The sequence below is a fragment of the Pseudomonas sp. BN607 genome, assembly GCF_029871175.1.
GTDB lineage: Bacteria > Pseudomonadota > Gammaproteobacteria > Pseudomonadales > Pseudomonadaceae > Aquipseudomonas.
This window is the reverse complement of record NZ_SSOE01000024.1, coordinates 1-18,838: the sequence shown is the minus strand read 5'-3', so window position 1 is coordinate 18,838 and position 18,838 is coordinate 1. Positions and strand designations below refer to the sequence as shown.

Genomic DNA, 18,838 nt, shown 5'->3' with positions numbered 1-18,838 from the left:
GACGCTGATGAGGAACAGTCTGATGGCTGGCAAAACGCTCTACGACAAACTCTGGGAAGCCCATGAGGTCAAGCGCCGTGATGACGGCTCGTCCTTGATCTACATCGACCGCCACATCATCCACGAAGTGACGTCGCCCCAGGCCTTCGAAGGCCTGCGCCTGGCCAACCGCAAGCCATGGCGGATCGACGCCAACATCGCCACGCCGGACCACAACGTACCGACCACGCCAGAGCGCAAGGGCGGTATCGAAGCTATCGTCGACCAGGTGTCGCGCCTGCAGGTGCAGACCCTCGACGAGAACTGTGACGAGTACGGTATCGTCGAATTCAAGATGAACGACGAGCGTCAGGGCATCGTCCACGTCATCAGCCCGGAGCAGGGTGCCACCTTGCCGGGCATGACGGTGGTCTGCGGTGACTCGCACACCTCCACCCATGGTGCTTTCGGTGCCCTGGCCCATGGCATCGGCACCTCCGAGGTCGAGCACGTGCTCGCCACCCAGTGCCTGGTCGCCAAGAAGATGAAGAACATGCTGGTGCGCGTGGAAGGCCAATTGCCGGCCGGCGTGACCGCCAAGGACATCGTCCTGGCCGTGATCGGCAAGATCGGCACCGCGGGTGGTAACGGCCACGCCATGGAATTCGCTGGCAGCGCCATTCGCGAGTTGTCGATGGAAGGCCGCATGACCATCTGCAACATGTCCATCGAAGCCGGTGCCCGTGTGGGCCTGGTGGCGACCGACGCCACCACCGTTGCCTACGTCGAAGGCCGCCCGTATGCGCCGAAGGGCGAGCAGTGGAAGCAGGCGGTCGAGTCGTGGAAAGACCTGGTGTCGGACGACGACGCGGTGTTCGACACCGTGGTCGAACTGGATGCCAGCCAGATCAAGCCACAGGTCAGCTGGGGCACCTCGCCAGAGATGGTCCTGGCCGTCGACCAGCGCGTACCGGACCCGGCCGCTGAAGCCGACCTGGTCAAGCGTGGCTCGATCGAGCGTGCCTTGAAATACATGGGCCTGACCGCAAACCAGGCGATCACCGATATCAAGCTGGACCGCGTATTCATCGGCTCGTGCACGAACTCGCGCATCGAAGACCTGCGCGCCGCGGCGGAAATCGCCAAGGGCCGCAAGGTGGCTGCGAGCGTCAAGCAAGCCATCGTCGTGCCGGGTTCGGGCCTGGTCAAGGCCCAGGCCGAGCGTGAAGGGCTGGACAAGATCTTCCTCGAAGCCGGTTTCGAATGGCGTGAGCCAGGCTGCTCGATGTGCCTGGCGATGAACCCGGACCGCCTGGAGAGCGGCGAGCATTGCGCGTCCACCTCCAACCGCAACTTCGAAGGCCGTCAGGGCGCCGGTGGCCGTACCCACCTGGTCAGCCCGGCCATGGCCGCTGCTGCCGCAGTCGCCGGCCACTTCATCGATGTCCGCGAGTTGATCCAAGGGAGCGCAGCATGAAAGCCTTTACCCAGCACACTGGCCTCGTCGCGCCGTTGGACCGTGCCAACGTCGACACCGACCAGATCATCCCCAAGCAGTTCCTGAAGTCGATCAAGCGCACCGGCTTTGGCCCCAACCTGTTCGACGAATGGCGTTACCTGGACGTGGGGCAGCCCTACCAGGACAACAGCAAGCGCCCCGTCAACCAGGAGTTCGTGCTCAACCACGCGCGCTATCAGGGTGCCAGCGTGTTGCTGGCGCGGGAAAACTTCGGTTGCGGCTCCAGCCGTGAGCACGCCCCTTGGGCGTTGGACGAGTACGGCTTCCGTAGCATCATTGCGCCGAGTTTTGCCGACATCTTCTTCAATAACAGCTTCAAGAACGGCCTGCTGCCGATCATCCTCAGCGATGAGGAGGTGGACGAGCTGTTCAAGCAGGTCGACGCCAACCCGGGTTACCAGCTGACCATCGACCTGCAGGCGCAGGCGGTGACCCGCCCGGACGGCAAGGTGCTGCATTTCGAGATCGATGCGTTCCGCAAACACTGCTTGCTCAACGGCCTGGACGATATCGGCCTGACCTTGCAGGACAGCGAGGCGATCAAGGCCTTCGAAGCCAAGCATCGCGCCAGCCAGCCTTGGCTGTTCCGTGACGCCTGAGTGATGTAGCTGTGAGTGCTGGCCTCTGTGGGGCGGGCTTGCCCCGCGAAGAGGCCGGTACTGGTGATGACAATCAAAAGGACTGCACCCATGACCAGCACCAACCATACCGATGTGGTCCAGCGCCAGTTCGGCGAACAGGCCAGCGCCTACCTCAGCAGCGCCGTGCACGCCCAAGGCAGTGAATTCGCCTTGCTGCAGGCCGAGCTGGCGGGGCAGGGCGCTGCCCGCGTACTGGACTTGGGCTGCGGTGCCGGTCATGTCAGCTTCCACGTCGCCCCGCTGGTTGCCGAGGTGGTCGCCTACGACCTTTCGCAAGCCATGCTCGACGTGGTCGCCAGCGCCGCTGCCGAGCGTGGCCTGGCCAATGTCACCACCGAGCGCGGCGCCGCCGAACGCCTGCCGTTCGCCGATGCCTCGTTCGATTTCGTCTTCAGCCGCTATTCGGCCCATCACTGGAGCGACCTGGGCCTGGCCCTGCGCGAAGTGCGCCGGGTGCTCAAGCCGGGTGGTGTGGCGGCGTTCATCGACGTGATGTCGCCGGGCAGCCCGTTGCTCGACACCTACCTGCAAACGGTCGAGGTGCTGCGCGATACCAGCCACGTGCGTGATTATTCCGCCGCCGAATGGCAGCGCCAGGTCAGCGAGGCCGGCCTGCATGTGCGCAGCCATACCCGTCAGCCGCTGCGCCTGGAGTTCACCAGCTGGGTCGAGCGCATGCGCACCCCTGAACCGATGCGCGTGGCCATCCGCCAATTGCAGCAAGCCATGGGCGAAGAAGTGCGTCAGTATTACCAGATCGAGGCCGATGGTTCGTTCAGCACCGATGTGCTGGTGCTGTGGGCCGAGCGTTAAGAACTTTTCGGTGGGGCCCGCTTGGCCGCACCGCGTGAATGGATAGAGGAAAGCATGAGCAAGCAGATTCTGATTCTCCCAGGTGACGGTATCGGCCCGGAAATCATGGCCGAGGCGGTCAAGGTGCTGGAGCTGGCCAACGACAAGTTCCAGCTCGGCTTCAGCCTGGCACACGACGTGATCGGCGGCGCTGCCATCGACAAGCACGGCGTGCCGCTGGCCGACGAGACCCTGGAGCGGGCGCGCAAGGCCGATGCCGTGCTGCTGGGCGCCGTGGGCGGGCCGAAGTGGGACAAGATCGAGCGAGACATTCGCCCGGAGCGCGGCCTGCTGAAAATCCGTTCGCAACTGGGCCTGTTCGCCAACCTGCGCCCGGCCATCCTCTACCCGCAACTGGCGGACGCCTCGTCGCTCAAGCCAGAAATCGTTTCTGGCCTGGACATCCTCATCGTCCGTGAGCTGACCGGCGGTATCTACTTCGGTGCTCCGCGTGGCCAGCGTGAGCTGGAAGGCGGCGAGCGCCAGGCCTACGACACCTTGCCGTACAGCGAAAGCGAAGTGCGCCGCATTGCCCGGGTCGGCTTCGACATGGCCCGCGTGCGCGGCAAGAAGCTGTGCTCGGTGGACAAGGCCAACGTCCTCGCTTCCAGCCAGCTGTGGCGCGAAGTGGTCGAAGACGTGGCCAAGGACTACCCCGATGTGGAACTGAGCCACATGTACGTCGACAACGCCGCCATGCAGTTGGTGCGTGCACCCAAGCAGTTCGACGTGATGGTGACCGACAACATGTTCGGTGACATTCTGTCGGATGAAGCTTCCATGCTGACCGGTTCCATCGGCATGCTGCCTTCGGCGTCGCTGGATGCCGACAACAAGGGCATGTACGAGCCGTGCCACGGGTCGGCGCCGGACATCGCAGGCCAAGGCATCGCCAACCCGCTGGCGACCATCCTTTCGGTGTCGATGATGCTGCGTTACAGCTTCAATCAGTCGGCTGCCGCCGAAGCGATCGAGAAGGCCGTTAGCCTGGTTCTGGACCAGGGTTTGCGCACCGGCGACATCTACTCGGAAGGCTGCCGCAAAGTTGGTACGCAGGAAATGGGCGACGCAGTAGTCGCAGCGCTGCGGAATCTGTAATCTCTCTGGCCCGCTACCCCAAATTCCCGGTGGCGGCCCACTTTTAGCAAAGGTGTAGTTGCGATGAAACGTGTAGGTCTGATCGGTTGGCGCGGTATGGTCGGTTCCGTGCTCATGCAGCGGATGCTGGAGGAGCAGGATTTCGACCTTATCGAGCCGGTGTTCTTCACTACCTCCAATGTTGGCGGCCAGGGCCCGAACGTGGGCAAGGATACAGCTCCGCTCAAGGATGCTTATTCGATTGAAGAACTCAAGACCCTCGACGTGATCCTGACTTGTCAGGGCGGCGACTACACCAACGAGGTCTTCCCCAAGCTGCGTGAGGCTGGCTGGCAGGGTTACTGGATCGATGCCGCGTCGTCCCTGCGTATGCAGGATGATGCAGTGATCGTCCTCGACCCGGTGAACCGCAAGGTCATCGACCAGCAGCTGGACGCCGGTACCAAGAACTACATCGGCGGCAACTGCACCGTCAGCCTGATGCTGATGGGTCTGGGCGGCCTGTTCGAAGCCGGCCTGGTGGAGTGGATGAGCGCCATGACCTACCAGGCCGCCTCGGGTGCTGGCGCGCAGAACATGCGTGAGCTGATCCGGCAGATGGGGGCTACCCACGCTGCCGTCGCCGATGACCTGGCCAACCCGGCCAGTGCCATCCTCGACATCGACCGCAAGGTTGCCGAGACCATGCGCAGCGATGCCTTCCCGACCGAGAACTTCGGCGTACCGCTGGCTGGCAGCCTGATCCCGTGGATCGACAAGGAACTGCCGAACGGCCAGAGCCGTGAAGAGTGGAAGGCCCAGGCCGAGACCAACAAGATCCTCGGTCGCTTCAAGAGCCCGATTCCGGTCGACGGCATCTGCGTGCGCATCGGCGCCATGCGTTGCCACAGCCAGGCGCTGACCATCAAGCTGAACAAAGACGTGCCGATCGCCGACATCGAAGGGATGATCAGTCAGCACAACCCTTGGGTGAAGCTGGTGCCGAACCAGCGTGAAATCAGCATGCAGGAACTGACCCCGACCAAGGTCACCGGCACTCTGAACATCCCGGTTGGCCGCCTGCGCAAGCTGAACATGGGGTCGCAGTACCTGGGCGCGTTCACCGTGGGTGACCAGCTGCTGTGGGGCGCGGCCGAACCGTTGCGCCGCATGTTGCGGATTCTGCTGGAGCGTTGATCGTTCTGCTTTGACCAAAAACCCGCGCTGGCGACAGTGCGGGTTTTTTTGTGTCCGGGGGTGAGGGTTTCAGCGCCTGTGAGATCGAGCGCAGCTCGCGATGCGCCGCGCGGGCGGCGCTCGATCTAACAAACACCGCAAATCCCAAACCATCCCCGCTAGCCCGCACGCAACCCACAGCGACGAAGGTACGGCCAGCACAGACAAAACCCTACAATCCGAGTAAAGTGCCGCCCCCGCCGTCTACAGCAAGAGGATCCCTTCCATGACACACCCTTTGGATATCGCCGTCGTCGGCGCCACCGGCAGCGTCGGTGAAACCTTGGTGCAGATCCTCGAAGAGTTGGCCTTCCCGGTTGCTACCCTGCACCTGCTGGCCAGCATGGAATCGGCGGGCAGCAGCGTGATGTTCGCTGGCAAGAAGCTGAAAGTGCGCGAAGTCGACAGCTTCGACTTTGCCCAGGTCAAGCTGGCCTTCTTCGCCACCGGCGCCGCCGTCAGCCGCAGCTTTGCCGGCAAGGCGCTGCAGGCAGGCTGCACGGTGATCGACCTGTCCGGTGGCCTGGATGACGCCCTGGCCTTGGTGCCGGAAGCCAACGCCGACCGCCTGGCCGGCCTGTCGTTGCCAGCGCGCATCGTCAGCCCATGCTCGGCCGCAGTAGCCCTGGCCGTCGCGCTGGCGCCGCTCAAAGGCTTGCTCGACATCGAGCGGGTGCAAGTGATGGCCGCGTTGGCGGTGTCTGCGCAAGGCCGTGAAGCGGTCAGCGAACTGGCCCGGCAAACCGCCGAACTGCTCAATGCCCGACCGCTGGAACCGCGTTTCTTCGACCGCCAGGTGGCGTTCAACCTGCTGGCCCAGGTGGGCGCTGCCGACGAGCACGGCCATACCGCGCTGGAGCGCCGTCTGGTCAGTGAATTGCGCGTGCTGCTGGGCCTGCCTGAGCTGAAGATTTCGGTAAGTTGTGTTCAAGTCCCGGTGTTTTTCGGCGATAGCTTCAGTGTGGCCGTGCAAAGCCGTCGCCCGGTAGACCTGGCAGCGGTCAACCAGGCCCTGGAGACAGCCGACAGCGTCGAGCGGGTGGAAAACGATGACTATCCGACCCCGGTCGGTGACGCAGTAGGCCAAGACGTGGTCTATGTTGGTCGTGTACGTCACGGTGTTGATGAAGACCAGCAGCTCAACCTCTGGCTGACCACCGACAACGTGCGCAAGGGCGCTGCGCTCAACGCCGTGCAAGTGGCGCAATTGTTGATTAAACACATGCCGTAAAAGATACTGGCGAGCACTTTTGTCCTGCTCCGCATGCAGGTTTCGGGACGATTCATACAAGGGAAGAGGTCATGCTTCGAATTCGCAAACTGGTTCTGGCCATGGCTGCAGCATCAGCGCTGTCGTCTGGCATGGCGAATGCGCTGGGCCTGGGGGAGCTGACCCTGAAGTCGGCACAGAATCAGCCGCTGGACGCCGAGATCGAATTGCTCGACGTGCGCGACCTCAAGGCCGCCGAAGTGGCGCCAAGCCTGGCGCCGCCAGAAGAGTTCAGCAAGGCCGGGGTGGCGTTTCCGACCTACCTTGAAGACCTGACCTTCACGCCGGTGATCAACCCCAACGGCAAGAGCGTGCTGCGGGTTACCTCCAGCCAGCCGCTGCCGGGGCCAGTGGTCAAGTTCCTGGTCCAGGTGATGTGGCCGCAGGGCCGCTTGCTGCGTGACTACAGCGTGCTGCTCGACCAAGCCAAGGCCCAAGGCGACAAGCCGGCGGCAGGCAATGTGACCCCGGCCACCACCGGAGCCAGCAGCTACACCACCCAGCGCCGCGATACCCTGTGGCAGATTGCTGCGCGCAACACCCAGGGTGGCTCGATCCAGCAGACCATGATTGCCATTCAGGCGCTCAACCCGGATGCCTTTATCGGCAACAACATCAACCAGCTGAAGGTTGGCCAGGTGCTGCGCCTGCCCGACCAGCAGCAGATCCAGAACATCCCGCAGGGCGAGGCCAACAGCGAAGTGGCCGAACAGTATGCCGCCTGGCGTGAAGGCCGCCGTCTGGGCCCGCGTGCCCGCCAGCTCGACGCCACCCGCCGTGGTGCCGCCGACGCTGCCCCGGCACGGATCGCCCAGGGCGACAACCTGCGGCTGGTCAGCCCGGGCAGCCAAGCCGGTGCCGACCAGGCCAAGGCCCTTAACGACAAGCTGGCAGTGGCCCAGGAAAGCCTGGACACCAGCCGTCGTGACAATGAAGAACTCAAGAGCCGCATGACCGACCTGCAGAGCCAGTTGGACAAGCTGCAGCGGTTGATCGAGCTGAAAAACGACCAGTTGGCCCGTCTTGAAGCCCAAGGCGCAGCCACACCAACCCCGGCTGCCGCCACGCCCGCACCTGCACCGACTGCACCGACTGCTCCGGCGGCAGGCGCGCAGCCAGCAGCCAAGCCAGCACCTGCCGAAGCCGCCCCCGCGGCCGAGCCTGCGCCGGCCGCCCAGCCGGGCAGCGTTGTCGATCAGGTCATGGGCAACCCGCTGCTGCTGGGGCTGATTGCCGGTAGCGCGTTCCTCGTGCTGTTGCTTCTGCTGTTGCTGCTGGCGCGCAAGCGCAAGGCCCAACAGGAAGCCGAGAAGCACCTGCGCATGGCGCGGGCGCTGGAAGAGGAGCAGGGCAGCGGGTTCGACAGCGATACCGAGAGCCTTGATGGCATTGAGGTCCCGGAGCCCAGCGTGACGCTGTCGCCTGCCGTGGTCGCCGCTTCGGCGGCGGCTGCAGTCGCTGCGGAAAAAGTGGCAGAGGCCGAGCCACAGCCGCAAGCTGACCCGCACGCCGCGCTGCTCGCGGAAGTTGATCAATGCCTGGCCGAAGGCCGCCTGAACCGTGCCGCCGACTTGCTGGAGCCCGCCGTGGCCGCAGCCCCGGCGCGTGACGACCTGCGCCTTAAACTGATGGATGTGTACGCCCGCCAGGGTGATCAGAGCGCGTTTGCCGAGCAGGAGCGCCTGCTATCGGCCAGCGAGCACAACGCGTCTGAAGTCGCCGGCCTCAAAGAGCGCTACCCGGCCATGCTCGGCCTGGCCGCCGCCGGCCTGGGGGCCGCGGCGCTGGCTGCCGAAATGGATGAGCAGTACGTGCAGGAACTGCTGCACGAAGACGCCGAGGCGCCGGTAGTTGCCGATGTGGTGCCTGAAGAGGTGCCTGAGTTCGAGCCGCAAGGCGAGGCGGAGCCGGAGGTTGTCGCGCAAGCGGAGCCTGAGACTGAATTCGATGCCCTCGACGAAGTACCCATCCTCGATGTTGCGGGCCTGGAAGACCAGGGTCTGGGCGAGCAGGACCTGGACAGTGCCTTTGACCTGAGCCTGGATGGTGACCTGCCCGAAGAAGATCCACTGGCAACGCCATTGCTGGACGAGTCGATAGCGCAGGAGCCTGTCCCCGACGAACTGGTCATTGCCGAACCCGTGCTGGACGAGCCGGAGCAGCCAGAGGTTCAGGCCGAAGAGCCACCGTTCGCCGTGGATGCCGAGCTGCAGGCCGACGCCGATGCCGATTTCGAGGTCATGCTGGCCCAGGCCGAGGCGCAGCCAGCCGTGGACCTGTCTGACTTCGATCTCGATGTCGGCGAGCCGGTCGCCCCAGCCGCACCGCAAGCAGAGGCAGGGGCCCCGGTAGATACCGCGGCTGAGCTGGCCGCCTTCGACAGCATGCCGGAGTTTGACCCGGCATCCGACTTCGACATGCCGTCGGACTTCGACCTGTCGCTGTCGCTGGACGACGATTCGCCGGCCGCCAAGAGCTTTGCCTCGGAGCTGGACGACGTCAACGCCGAACTGGACAAGCTGTCGCAGAGCCTCGAAACGCCGTCGCTGGAGCCGCACTTCACCAGCGAGGATGCGGCAGCCCAACCCGAGCCCGAGCCGCTCGACGACCTGGACTTCGACTTCTTCTCCGGCAGTGATGAAGTGGCCACCAAGCTCGACCTGGCCCGTGCCTATATCGACATGGGCGACAGCCAGGGTGCCCGCGACATCCTCGACGAAGTGGTCAAAGACGGTGACGACAGCCAGCGCCAGGAAGCCGAGGACATGCTTTCCCGGCTGGTCTGATGCAAACAGGGCAGGCTTCGCGGCTTGCCCGCTTTCACAGGAACCCACCCATTTTCGAGCTTGTGGGTCACCTGTGGGAGTGGGGGCGGCCGCGAAGAGGCCTGCGCATGCAGTGTTCATCCACCGGCAGCCCTACGCGGCTGCCGTTGTCGTTATAATCCCCGCCATTCCGTACATCCCACAGGTTTCATGCTCTTGGACATCATCGACCCCGTCGCCACCGAATCCGCGGCCGAAGGCTACTCTCGCATCGCCCTGGGCGTGGAATACAAAGGCGCGCGCTACCGCGGCTGGCAGCGCCAGGCCAGTGGGGTGCCAAGTGTCCAGCAGGCCCTGGAAAAAGCCCTGTCCACGGTCGCCAACGAGCCGATCTCGGTCATCTGCGCCGGTCGCACCGATGCGGGTGTGCACGGCTGCGGGCAGGTCGTGCACTTCGACACCCGCGCCGTGCGTGACGAGCGTGCCTGGACCATGGGCACCAACTTCAACCTGCCGCACGATATCAGCGTGGTCTGGTCGCGGCCGATGCCGGCCGATTTCCACGCACGCTTCAAGGCCTGCGCCCGGCGCTACCGCTACGTCATCTACAACGACCCGATCCGCCCGGCCCACCTGGCCGAGGAAGTGACCTGGAACCACCGCCCGCTGGACGTTGAACGCATGGCCGAGGCAGCGCAGTTCCTGCTCGGTACCCACGACTTCAGCGCCTTCCGCGCCAGCCAGTGCCAGGCCAAGTCGCCGATCAAGCACATCTACCACCTGCGCGTTACCCGCCATGGCCAGATGATCGTGCTGGACGTGCGCGCCACCGCCTTCCTGCACCACATGGTGCGTAACATTGCCGGCGTGCTGATGGCCATCGGCGCCGGCGAGCGCCCGGTGACCTGGGCCCGCGAAGTGCTGGAAGGGCGCAACCGAAGCGAGGGGGGCGTTACCGCGCATCCCTATGGCCTGTACCTGGTGCAGGTGGAGTACCCCGAAGCGTTCGCCCTGCCCAAGCGTTACATCGGCCCACACTTTTTGAGTGGTTACGAAGCGTTGGCAGACTGACGGGCGAAAAGCCATTTGCTAACATCCGGCCTTTGACCGTAATAACCAGGGTTTGCGTGCCATGAGCAATGTTCGCAGCAAGATCTGCGGGATCACCCGCATCGAAGACGCACTGGCCGCTGCCGAAGCGGGTGCCGATGCCATCGGCTTCGTCTTCTATGCCAAGAGCCCGCGTGCCGTGGACGTGCGCCAGGCGCGGGCAATCATTGCCGAGCTGCCGCCGTTCGTGACCACGGTCGGCTTGTTCGTCAATGCCTCGCGCTGCGAGCTGACCGAGATCCTCGAAGCGGTTCCGCTGGACCTGCTACAGTTCCACGGCGACGAAACCCCGCAGGACTGCGAAGGTTACCACCGCCCCTGGATCAAGGCCCTGCGGGTACGCCCGGGCGACGACCTGGAGGCGGCCTGCAAGCTCTACGCCGGGGCTCGTGGCATTTTGCTGGACACCTATGTGGCAGGCGTGCCCGGGGGAACCGGCGAGGCGTTCGACTGGTCTCTGGTGCCGGCGCGCCTGAGCAAGCCGATCATCCTTGCCGGTGGTCTGTCGGCCGATAACGTCGCCCAGGCCATTGCCCAGGTGCGGCCTTATGCAGTGGATGTCAGCGGTGGCGTCGAGCAAGCCAAGGGCATCAAGGACGCGGCGAAGATCGAGGCCTTCATGCGTGCGGTGAAACAGGCGTGATAGCGGATGTGACGGCTGGCTGCGCGCCATCGTCCATAGCTTTCGCAGCCCTGCGGGGCAGCTGCCTGTGCCTGTGGCAGCAATACAACACATTAACGGTGGAGTGGTGCGCGGGAAGCCCCGGCAGCCGGTCCATCATCGTTTCATAAGATTTTGAGCTCAAGGGCAGGGCAGGGTCGGCGCTAACGGCCCCCGCCTGCCAATACTGGAGAAAGAAAGCATGAGCAACTGGTTAGTCGACAAACTGATCCCTTCGATCATGCGTTCCGAGGTGAAGAAGAGCTCGGTGCCTGAGGGCTTGTGGCACAAGTGCCCGTCCTGCGAGGCCGTGCTGTATCGTCCGGAGCTGGAAAAAACCCTGGATGTCTGCCCCAAGTGCAACCACCACATGCGCATCGGCGCACGTGCGCGCATCGACATCTTCCTCGACGCCGAAGGCCGTGCCGAACTGGGCGCCGACCTCGAGCCGGTCGACCGCCTGAAATTCCGTGACGGCAAGAAGTACAAGGATCGCCTGGTTGGCGCGCAGAAGCAGACCGGCGAAAAAGACGCGCTGATTTCCATGAGCGGCACCCTGATGGGCATGCCAATCGTGGTTAGCGCCTTCGAATTCTCGTTCATGGGCGGTTCCATGGGTGCCATCGTCGGCGAGCGCTTCGTGCGCGCGGCCAACTACGCCCTGGAGCACCGTTGCCCGATGGTCTGCTTCTCCGCCTCGGGCGGTGCGCGCATGCAGGAAGCGCTGATCTCGCTGATGCAGATGGCCAAGACCTCGGCCGTACTGGCGCGCCTGCGCGAAGAAGGCATCCCGTTCATCTCGGTGCTGACCGACCCGGTGTATGGCGGTGTTTCCGCCAGCTTGGCCATGCTCGGCGACGTCATCGTCGGTGAGCCGAAAGCCCTGATCGGCTTCGCCGGCCCGCGGGTGATCGAGCAGACTGTCCGCGAGAAGTTGCCAGAAGGCTTCCAGCGCAGCGAATTCCTGCTGGAGCACGGCGCCATCGACTTGATCATCTCCCGCAGCGAACTGCGCCCGCGCCTGGCTCGCCTGCTGGCGCAGATGACCGGCCAGGACACCCCGGAGCAAGCGCGTGAGGCGGCTGCCGTCGCGTGATGAAACAACGATCCCTGGGCGAATGGCTCGCCTACCTCGAGCAGTTGCACCCCTCGGCTATCGACATGGGCCTGGAGCGGTCGCAGAAGGTGCTTGCCCGCCTGGCGCTGGGCAAGCTGGCGCCGCGCGTGGTAACCGTTACCGGCACCAATGGCAAGGGTTCGACCTGCGCCTTTGTGGCCTCGTTGCTGCGTGCCCAGGGGCTCAAGGTCGGCGTTTACAGCTCGCCGCACCTGTTACGTTACAACGAGCGGGTGCTGATCGATGGCCAGGAGGCCAGTGATGAGCGCCTTTGCGAAGCCTTCGCTGCCGTCGAGGCGGCGCGGGGCGATATTTCCCTGACCTACTTCGAGATGGGCACGCTGGCCGCGTTCTGGTTGTTCTATCAGTCACAGCTGGATGCCGTAGTGCTGGAAGTAGGCCTTGGTGGCCGCCTGGACACCGTGAACGTGGTGGATGCCGACCTGGCCCTGGTGACCAGCATCGGCGTCGACCATGTCGATTACCTGGGGGATACCCGCGAGCTGGTAGCCTTCGAGAAAGCCGGGATCTTCCGCCAGGGCAAGCCGGCGCTGTGCGGCGACCTCGATCCGCCACAACCGTTGCTGGACAAGGCCGCCGAGCTGGGCGCGCCGCTGTTCCTGCGTGGGCGTGACTTTGATCTGGTCAGCACCGAGGGCGGCTGGAGCTGGCGCGGTACGGCGGCGGATGGTGCGCCGGTAGCGCTTCATGGCCTGCCACTGCTCGACTTGCCCATGGAAAACGCCACGCTGGCCCTGCAGGCCTACCTGTTGATGGGCCTGCCGTGGGATGCTGCGCAGGTGCGCCAGGCGTTGCTGGATACCCGTATTACCGGGCGCCTCGACCGCCGCCAGTTGAGCTGGCATGGCAAGCCGGTAGAACTGCTGCTGGATGTCGGGCACAACCCGCATGCCGCCGAGTATCTGGCCCGGCGCCTGGCTGCCCGGCCGCCGAAGGGGCGCCGCCTGGCGGTATTCGGCCTGCTCGCCGACAAGGACCTGGACGGCGTTGTGGCGCCGCTGCAGGGGCTGGTCGACGACTGGGCGGTGGCGCCGCTGGATACCCCGCGTAGCCGCCCGGCTGCAGAACTGGCCGCAGCCTTGACGAACCTCGGCGCGGCGGTGAAGTCTTATGCCAGTGTCGGCGCCGCCCTTGAGGGCCAATGTGCGCAGGCGACGGCGGATGACCAGATCCTGCTGTTCGGTTCGTTTTTCTGTGTCGCCCAGGCGCTGGAATGGCTGGAGCGGCACGCCCAGGAGGGTGGAGTAGATGGCAGTGCTGGATAAAGGGATGAAACAGCGCATGGTGGGTGCGCTGGTGCTGGTGGCGCTGGCGGTGATTTTCCTGCCGATGCTGTTCACCCGCGAGGACGAGATGCGCCAGGTGCGCGTCGACGCCCCGCAGGCACCGGCCATGCCCAGCCTGCCGGAAGTGAAGGTGGAGCCGGTTGCTGTGCCGGAGCCGCAGGTCATTCCGGAAGAGCCCCAGCAGGCACCGGTTGTGGTCAACGAGTCGACTACCCCGGCCAGCGCGCCCAGCCAGCCGATTGCACCGTCGCCGCAGACCCAGGCGCAGGCCCAGCCGGCCAAGCCGCAGGCGCCTGCTCCGGCGCCCAAGGTCGAGGCCAAGCCCGCTGCAACGCCAGCCCCGGCCGCGCCATCGAAGATCGATGTCAATGGTTTGCCGGTCAGTTGGTCGATCCAGTTGGCCAGTCTGTCCAACCGCGCCGGTGCCGAAAAACTGCAGCAGACCCTGCGGACCCAGGGTTACAACGCCTATATCCGTTCGGCAGGTGGCATGAACCGGGTGTATGTGGGGCCGTTGATCGAGCGCGCCGAGGCCGAACGCGTGCGTGACGCGATCAACCGCCAGAACAGCCTCAAGGGCTTTGTGGTGCGCTTCCAGCCCGAGCGCAGCTGATCAAGCGGGGCGGCTTTGCCGCCCATCGCCGGCAAACCGGCTCCTGCATGGGGCGCATCGGCCTCAGGCCCTCTGCAATTCCCGAAAGAACAGCTGACATTCCGCTTACCCAAGCCCCCGCCGCTCTGGTAAAATGCGCCGCCTCAAACGTCTGCAGGCAGCGCCGTGGCATTTACCTTGGTTGATTGGGCGATCATCGCGATCATTGCCGTCTCCACACTGATCAGTCTCAAGCGCGGCTTCGTCAAGGAAGCCTTGTCCTTGCTCATCTGGATCATTGCCGGTGCGGTTGCCTGGATGTTCGGCGGTTCACTCTCGGTGTATCTTGAGAGCTATATCCAGACCCCATCGATGCGCATCATCGCGGGCTGCGCCATTCTATTCGTCGCCACCTTGCTGGTGGGGGCCATGGTCAACTTCCTTGTCGGCGAGCTGATCCGTGTGACCGGGCTGTCCGGCACCGATCGTTTCCTGGGCATGGCCTTCGGTGCCGCGCGCGGGGCCTTGCTGGTAGTGGTGGCCATAGGCCTGATCAGCCTGGGGCCGGTTCAACAAGACACCTGGTGGCAGGAATCTCGCCTGATACCACAGTTTCTCCTGGTCGCCGACTGGTCGAAAAACCTGATCCTGGGTTTCACCGGCCAGTGGTCGCCCGGTGGGCTGATCAGCGCTCCGGCTGATCTTCCGTTCAAGGAACAGTTGCTCGGGCCAGCAAAGCCCTGAGCGCTATTCACTCAAGTTTTGTCAAAGTAGGGGTTGCGTCGCATGTGTGGCATCGTCGGTATCGTCGGTAAGTCGAACGTCAATCAGGCGCTGTATGACGCGCTTACGGTCCTCCAGCACCGCGGCCAGGACGCTGCCGGTATCGTGACCAGCCATGACGGCCGGTTGTTCCTGCGCAAGGATAATGGCCTGGTGCGCGATGTCTTCCAGCAGCGCCACATGCAACGCCTGGTCGGCAGCATCGGCATCGGCCACGTGCGCTACCCGACTGCGGGCAGTTCCACATCGGCCGAGGCCCAGCCGTTCTACGTCAACTCGCCGTATGGCATCACCCTGGCGCACAACGGCAACCTGACCAACGTCGAGCAGTTGGCCAAGGAGATCTACGAGTCCGACCTGCGCCACGTCAACACCAACTCCGACTCGGAAGTGCTGCTGAACGTATTCGCCCATGAGCTGGCGGTACGCGGCAAGCTGCAGCCGACCGAAGAAGACGTGTTCGCCGCCGTTTCCCATGTGCACAGCCGCTGTGTGGGTGGTTACGCCGTGGTGGCGATGATCACCGGCTATGGCATTGTCGGCTTCCGTGACCCCCACGGTATCCGCCCGGTGGTGTTCGGCCAGCGTCACACCGACGAAGGCGTTGAATACATGATCGCCTCGGAAAGTGTGGCCCTGGACGTACTCGGCTTCACCCTGATCCGCGACCTGGCGCCGGGCGAAGCGGTGTACATCACCGAAGAAGGCCAGCTGTTCACCAAACAGTGTGCCGAAGCCCCGACGCTGCAGCCGTGCATCTTCGAACACGTCTACCTGGCCCGTCCGGACTCGATCATCGATGGTGTCTCGGTGTACAAGGCCCGTCTGCGCATGGGTGAAAAACTCGCCGACAAGATCATGCGCGAGCGCCCCGAGCACGATATCGACGTGGTCATCCCGATCCCGGATACCAGCCGCACCGCCGCGCTGGAACTGGCCAACCGCCTGGGCGTGAAGTTCCGCGAAGGCTTCGTCAAGAACCGCTACATCGGCCGGACCTTCATCATGCCTGGCCAGGCCGCGCGGAAGAAATCGGTACGCCAGAAGCTCAACGCCATCGAGCTGGAATTCCGCGGCAAGAACGTGATGCTGGTGGACGACTCGATCGTGCGCGGCACCACCTGCAAGCAGATCATCCAGATGGCCCGCGAAGCCGGCGCCAAGAACGTCTACTTCTGCTCCGCAGCCCCGGCAGTACGCTACCCCAACGTCTACGGCATCGACATGCCGAGTGTTCACGAACTGATCGCCCACAACCGTACCACCGAACAGGTGGCCGAGTTGATCGGCGCCGACTGGCTGGTCTATCAGGACCTGCCAGACCTGATCGACTCGGTCGGGGGCGGCAAAATCAAGATCGAGCACTTCGATTGCGCCGTGTTCAACGGTGAGTACGTCACCGGCGATATCGACGAAGCCTACCTCGACCGTATCGAGCAGGCCCGTAATGACCTGGCCAAGGTCAAGAACCAGGCCGTCAGCGCGATCATCGACCTCTACAACAACTGATTCAGGGAGCGACGGCATGACGGATCAATGGGATGCCGGTCGACTGGACAGCGACCTCGAGGGTGTCGGTTTCGACACCCTGGCGGTGCGCGCCGGTCAAAACCGTACACCAGAGGGTGAGCACAGCGAAGCGCTGTTCCTGACCTCGAGCTATGTGTTCCGCACGGCGGCCGATGCCGCTGCGCGCTTTGCCGGTGAAACGCCGGGCAACGTCTATTCGCGCTACACCAACCCCTCTGTGCGTGCCTTCGAGGAACGCCTGGCGGCCATGGAAGGTGCCGAACAGGCCGTGGGCACGTCCACCGGCATGGCGGCAATCCTCGCCGTGGTCATGTCGCTCTGCAGCGCGGGTGACCATGTGCTGGTATCGCAGAGCGTGTTCGGTTCGACCATCAGCCTGTTCGAGAAGTACTTCAAGCGTTTTGGGCTGCAGGTGGACTATGTGCCCCTGGTCGATCTGGCTGGCTGGGAACAGGCCATCAAGGCCAATACCAAGCTGCTGATCGTCGAGTCACCGTCCAACCCGCTGGCCGAGCTGGTCGATATCACCGCCCTCAGCGAGATCGCCCATGCCCATGGTGCCATGCTGGTGGTGGATAACTGCTTCAGCACCCCGGCACTGCAGCAGCCGCTGAAACTGGGGGCCGACATCGTGTTCCACTCGGCAACCAAGTTCATCGACGGCCAGGGCCGTTGCATGGGCGGCGTGGTTGCCGGCCGTGCCGAGCAGATGAAAGAAGTGGTGGGCTTCCTGCGTACCGCAGGCCCGACCCTCAGCCCGTTCAACGCCTGGATCTTCACCAAAGGCCTCGAAACCCTGCGCCTGCGCATGCGTGCGCATTGTGAAAGCGCCCAGGCCCTGGCTGAATGGCTGGAGCAGCAGGACGGCGTGGAGAAGGTGCATTACGCCGGCCTGCCAAGCCACCCGCAGCACGAACTGGCCAAACGCCAGATGAGTGGCTTTGGTGCGGTGGTCAGCTTTGAGGTGAAGGGCGGTAAAGAGGGCGCCTGGCGCTTCATCGATGCGACCCGGGTGATTTCCATCACTACCAACCTGGGTGACAGCAAGACGACCATCGCCCACCCGGCCACCACCTCCCACGGCCGTCTGTCGCCGCAGGAGCGTGCAGCCGCGGGTATCCGCGACAGCCTGATCCGTGTTGCCGTGGGCCTGGAAGACGTGGCCGACCTGCAGGCGGACCTGGCGCGCGGTCTGGCAGCACTGTGATCGAAATCAGCGGCAGCCCCCCGGGCCACAATGGCCGGGTAGCCCTGGTAACCGGTGCCGCGCGCGGCATCGGCCTGGGTATTGCCGCATGGTTGATCTGTGAAGGCTGGCAGGTGGTGCTCAGCGACCTTGATCGCCAGCGCGGCGCCAAGGTGGCCAAGGCACTCGGTGACAACGCCTGGTTCATCACCATGGACGTTGCCGATGAGGCTCAGGTCAGCGCCGGGGTGTCCGAAGTGCTCGGGCAGTTTGGCCGGCTGGATGCACTGGTGTGCAACGCGGCAATTGCCAACCCGCACAACCAGACGCTGGAAAGCCTGAGCCTGGCGCAGTGGAACCGGGTACTGGCGGTCAACCTCAGCGGCCCGATGTTGCTGGCCAAGCACTGTGCGCCTTACCTGCGGGCGCACAACGGGGCGATCGTCAACCTGACCTCTACCCGGGCGCGCCAGTCCGAGCCGGACACCGAGGCTTACGCGGCGAGCAAAGGCGGGCTGGTGGCCTTGACCCATGCCTTGGCCATGAGCCTCGGCCCGGAGATCCGCGTCAATGCGGTGAGCCCGGGCTGGATCGACGCACGCGACCCGTCGCAGCGCCGTGCCGAGCCACTGACCGAAGCCGAGCATGCCCAGCACCCGACGGGGAGGGTAGGCACGGTGGAGGATGTGGCTGCCATGGTGGCCTGGCTGCTGTCGCGCCAAGCGGCCTTCGTCACCGGCCAGGAGTTTGTGGTCGATGGCGGCATGACCCGCAAGATGATCTACACCTGAGCACCTTGTTTGATCTGCGCCGGCCTCTTCGCGGGTAAACCCGCTCCTACCACGGTAAATGTCCAACTGTGGGAGCGGGGTTACCCGCGAAGAGGCCGGCGCAGGCAATCACATCACGTTGTCTTTTTGAAAAAAATTCAATGGGGCTATTGACTTAGCTTCGCCACCTGCGTAAATTTCGCGGCCTCAGCGAAGCAAACGCAACAAGCAACATCGCGAGGGTGATTAGCTCAGCCGGGAGAGCATCTGCCTTACAAGCAGAGGGTCGGCGGTTCGATCCCGTCATCACCCACCACTTCCTGAGATGTTCCTGCCGCTTCAGGTTTTGCAAAAAGCCTCAAGCCAGAGAGGAACGCACTGCGCAGCGGTAGTTCAGTCGGTTAGAATACCGGCCTGTCACGCCGGGGGTCGCGGGTTCGAGT

16 protein-coding genes and 1 tRNA gene are annotated in these 18,838 nt (G+C 64.2%); all 17 read left to right on the top strand.

Annotated elements, in window-relative coordinates:
- Nucleotides 1–22 precede the first annotated feature (22 nt).
- The 17 genes from leuC to E8E68_RS04650 all read left to right on the top strand — a co-directional run bounded on the left by leuC (nt 23) and on the right by E8E68_RS04650 (nt 18,711).
- Nucleotides 23–1,456, top strand: coding sequence for a 3-isopropylmalate dehydratase large subunit (gene leuC / locus E8E68_RS04730; RefSeq protein ID WP_003247191.1), 1,434 nt, complete (start codon nt 23–25; stop codon nt 1,454–1,456).
- Nucleotides 1,453–2,097 carry a 3-isopropylmalate dehydratase small subunit gene (leuD, locus tag E8E68_RS04725; protein ID WP_266032998.1) on the top strand — a complete coding sequence of 215 codons (645 nt, stop codon included), beginning with the start codon at nt 1,453–1,455 and terminating at the stop codon, nt 2,095–2,097. Before leuC ends, leuD begins: the two co-directional genes overlap by 4 nt.
- Before the next feature lie 90 nt (nt 2,098–2,187).
- Nucleotides 2,188–2,952, top strand: a complete 765-nt coding sequence (locus E8E68_RS04720) for a class I SAM-dependent methyltransferase (protein ID WP_110744513.1) — start codon at nt 2,188–2,190, stop codon at nt 2,950–2,952.
- A 54-nt stretch (nt 2,953–3,006) separates the two neighbouring features.
- Entirely contained in the window at nt 3,007–4,089 is a 1,083-nt protein-coding gene (gene leuB / locus E8E68_RS04715) for a 3-isopropylmalate dehydrogenase (protein WP_110744512.1), read from the top strand.
- Nucleotides 4,090–4,152: 63 nt separating this feature from the next.
- Nucleotides 4,153–5,265 (top strand): aspartate-semialdehyde dehydrogenase, encoded by a 1,113-nt coding sequence (gene asd / locus E8E68_RS04710; RefSeq protein ID WP_110744511.1) that lies wholly within the window; start codon nt 4,153–4,155, stop codon nt 5,263–5,265.
- A 265-nt stretch (nt 5,266–5,530) separates the two neighbouring features.
- Nucleotides 5,531–6,535, top strand: coding sequence for an aspartate-semialdehyde dehydrogenase (locus E8E68_RS04705; RefSeq protein WP_280339955.1), 1,005 nt, complete (start codon nt 5,531–5,533; stop codon nt 6,533–6,535).
- Between the two features lie 71 nt (nt 6,536–6,606).
- Complete coding sequence (locus E8E68_RS04700) at nt 6,607–9,360, top strand: FimV/HubP family polar landmark protein (RefSeq protein WP_280339953.1); 2,754 nt, start codon at nt 6,607–6,609, stop codon at nt 9,358–9,360.
- Between the two features lie 189 nt (nt 9,361–9,549).
- Nucleotides 9,550–10,410, top strand: a complete 861-nt coding sequence (gene truA / locus E8E68_RS04695; RefSeq protein ID WP_110744508.1) for a tRNA pseudouridine(38-40) synthase TruA — start codon at nt 9,550–9,552, stop codon at nt 10,408–10,410.
- A 61-nt stretch (nt 10,411–10,471) separates the two neighbouring features.
- A complete protein-coding gene (locus E8E68_RS04690) occupies nt 10,472–11,092 on the top strand; it encodes a phosphoribosylanthranilate isomerase (protein WP_280339951.1) in 621 nt (206 codons plus the stop codon).
- A gap of 220 nt (nt 11,093–11,312) precedes the next feature.
- Entirely contained in the window at nt 11,313–12,206 is an 894-nt protein-coding gene (gene accD / locus E8E68_RS04685; RefSeq protein WP_266032978.1) for an acetyl-CoA carboxylase, carboxyltransferase subunit beta, read from the top strand.
- Nucleotides 12,206–13,513 carry a bifunctional tetrahydrofolate synthase/dihydrofolate synthase gene (gene folC, locus E8E68_RS04680; RefSeq protein ID WP_280339948.1) on the top strand — a complete coding sequence of 436 codons (1,308 nt, stop codon included), beginning with the start codon at nt 12,206–12,208 and terminating at the stop codon, nt 13,511–13,513. Before accD ends, folC begins: the two co-directional genes overlap by 1 nt.
- The gene (locus E8E68_RS04675) at nt 13,497–14,147 is read left to right on the top strand and encodes an SPOR domain-containing protein (protein ID WP_280339946.1); all 651 of its coding nucleotides are present in this window, start codon (nt 13,497–13,499) and stop codon (nt 14,145–14,147) included. Before folC ends, E8E68_RS04675 begins: the two co-directional genes overlap by 17 nt.
- A gap of 165 nt (nt 14,148–14,312) precedes the next feature.
- Nucleotides 14,313–14,870: a CvpA family protein gene (locus E8E68_RS04670; protein WP_110744503.1), complete on the top strand. Its 558-nt coding sequence runs from the start codon at nt 14,313–14,315 to the stop codon at nt 14,868–14,870.
- Nucleotides 14,871–14,912: 42 nt separating this feature from the next.
- Complete coding sequence (purF, locus tag E8E68_RS04665) at nt 14,913–16,418, top strand: amidophosphoribosyltransferase (RefSeq protein ID WP_266032966.1); 1,506 nt, start codon at nt 14,913–14,915, stop codon at nt 16,416–16,418.
- Between the two features lie 16 nt (nt 16,419–16,434).
- Entirely contained in the window at nt 16,435–17,646 is a 1,212-nt protein-coding gene (locus tag E8E68_RS04660) for an O-succinylhomoserine sulfhydrylase (RefSeq protein WP_266032963.1), read from the top strand.
- Nucleotides 17,643–18,416: an SDR family oxidoreductase gene (locus E8E68_RS04655; protein WP_266032959.1), complete on the top strand. Its 774-nt coding sequence runs from the start codon at nt 17,643–17,645 to the stop codon at nt 18,414–18,416. The genes E8E68_RS04660 and E8E68_RS04655 overlap by 4 nt, the downstream gene beginning before the upstream one ends.
- Before the next feature lie 219 nt (nt 18,417–18,635).
- Nucleotides 18,636–18,711, top strand: a tRNA-Val gene (locus E8E68_RS04650).
- Nucleotides 18,712–18,838: the final 127 nt, after the last annotated feature.

Coding starts and splice junctions, on each gene's coding strand:
- E8E68_RS04675 (WP_280339946.1), top strand. CDS start 13,497: ATGGCAGTGCTGGATAAAGGGATGAAACAGCGCATGGTGGGTGCGCTG.
- folC (WP_280339948.1), top strand. CDS start 12,206: ATGAAACAACGATCCCTGGGCGAATGGCTCGCCTACCTCGAGCAGTTG.
- E8E68_RS04700 (WP_280339953.1), top strand. CDS start 6,607: ATGCTTCGAATTCGCAAACTGGTTCTGGCCATGGCTGCAGCATCAGCG.
- leuD (WP_266032998.1), top strand. CDS start 1,453: ATGAAAGCCTTTACCCAGCACACTGGCCTCGTCGCGCCGTTGGACCGT.
- E8E68_RS04660 (WP_266032963.1), top strand. CDS start 16,435: ATGACGGATCAATGGGATGCCGGTCGACTGGACAGCGACCTCGAGGGT.
- purF (WP_266032966.1), top strand. CDS start 14,913: ATGTGTGGCATCGTCGGTATCGTCGGTAAGTCGAACGTCAATCAGGCG.
- E8E68_RS04690 (WP_280339951.1), top strand. CDS start 10,472: ATGAGCAATGTTCGCAGCAAGATCTGCGGGATCACCCGCATCGAAGAC.
- accD (WP_266032978.1), top strand. CDS start 11,313: ATGAGCAACTGGTTAGTCGACAAACTGATCCCTTCGATCATGCGTTCC.
- asd (WP_110744511.1), top strand. CDS start 4,153: ATGAAACGTGTAGGTCTGATCGGTTGGCGCGGTATGGTCGGTTCCGTG.
- leuB (WP_110744512.1), top strand. CDS start 3,007: ATGAGCAAGCAGATTCTGATTCTCCCAGGTGACGGTATCGGCCCGGAA.
- leuC (WP_003247191.1), top strand. CDS start 23: ATGGCTGGCAAAACGCTCTACGACAAACTCTGGGAAGCCCATGAGGTC.
- truA (WP_110744508.1), top strand. CDS start 9,550: ATGCTCTTGGACATCATCGACCCCGTCGCCACCGAATCCGCGGCCGAA.
- E8E68_RS04705 (WP_280339955.1), top strand. CDS start 5,531: ATGACACACCCTTTGGATATCGCCGTCGTCGGCGCCACCGGCAGCGTC.
- E8E68_RS04720 (WP_110744513.1), top strand. CDS start 2,188: ATGACCAGCACCAACCATACCGATGTGGTCCAGCGCCAGTTCGGCGAA.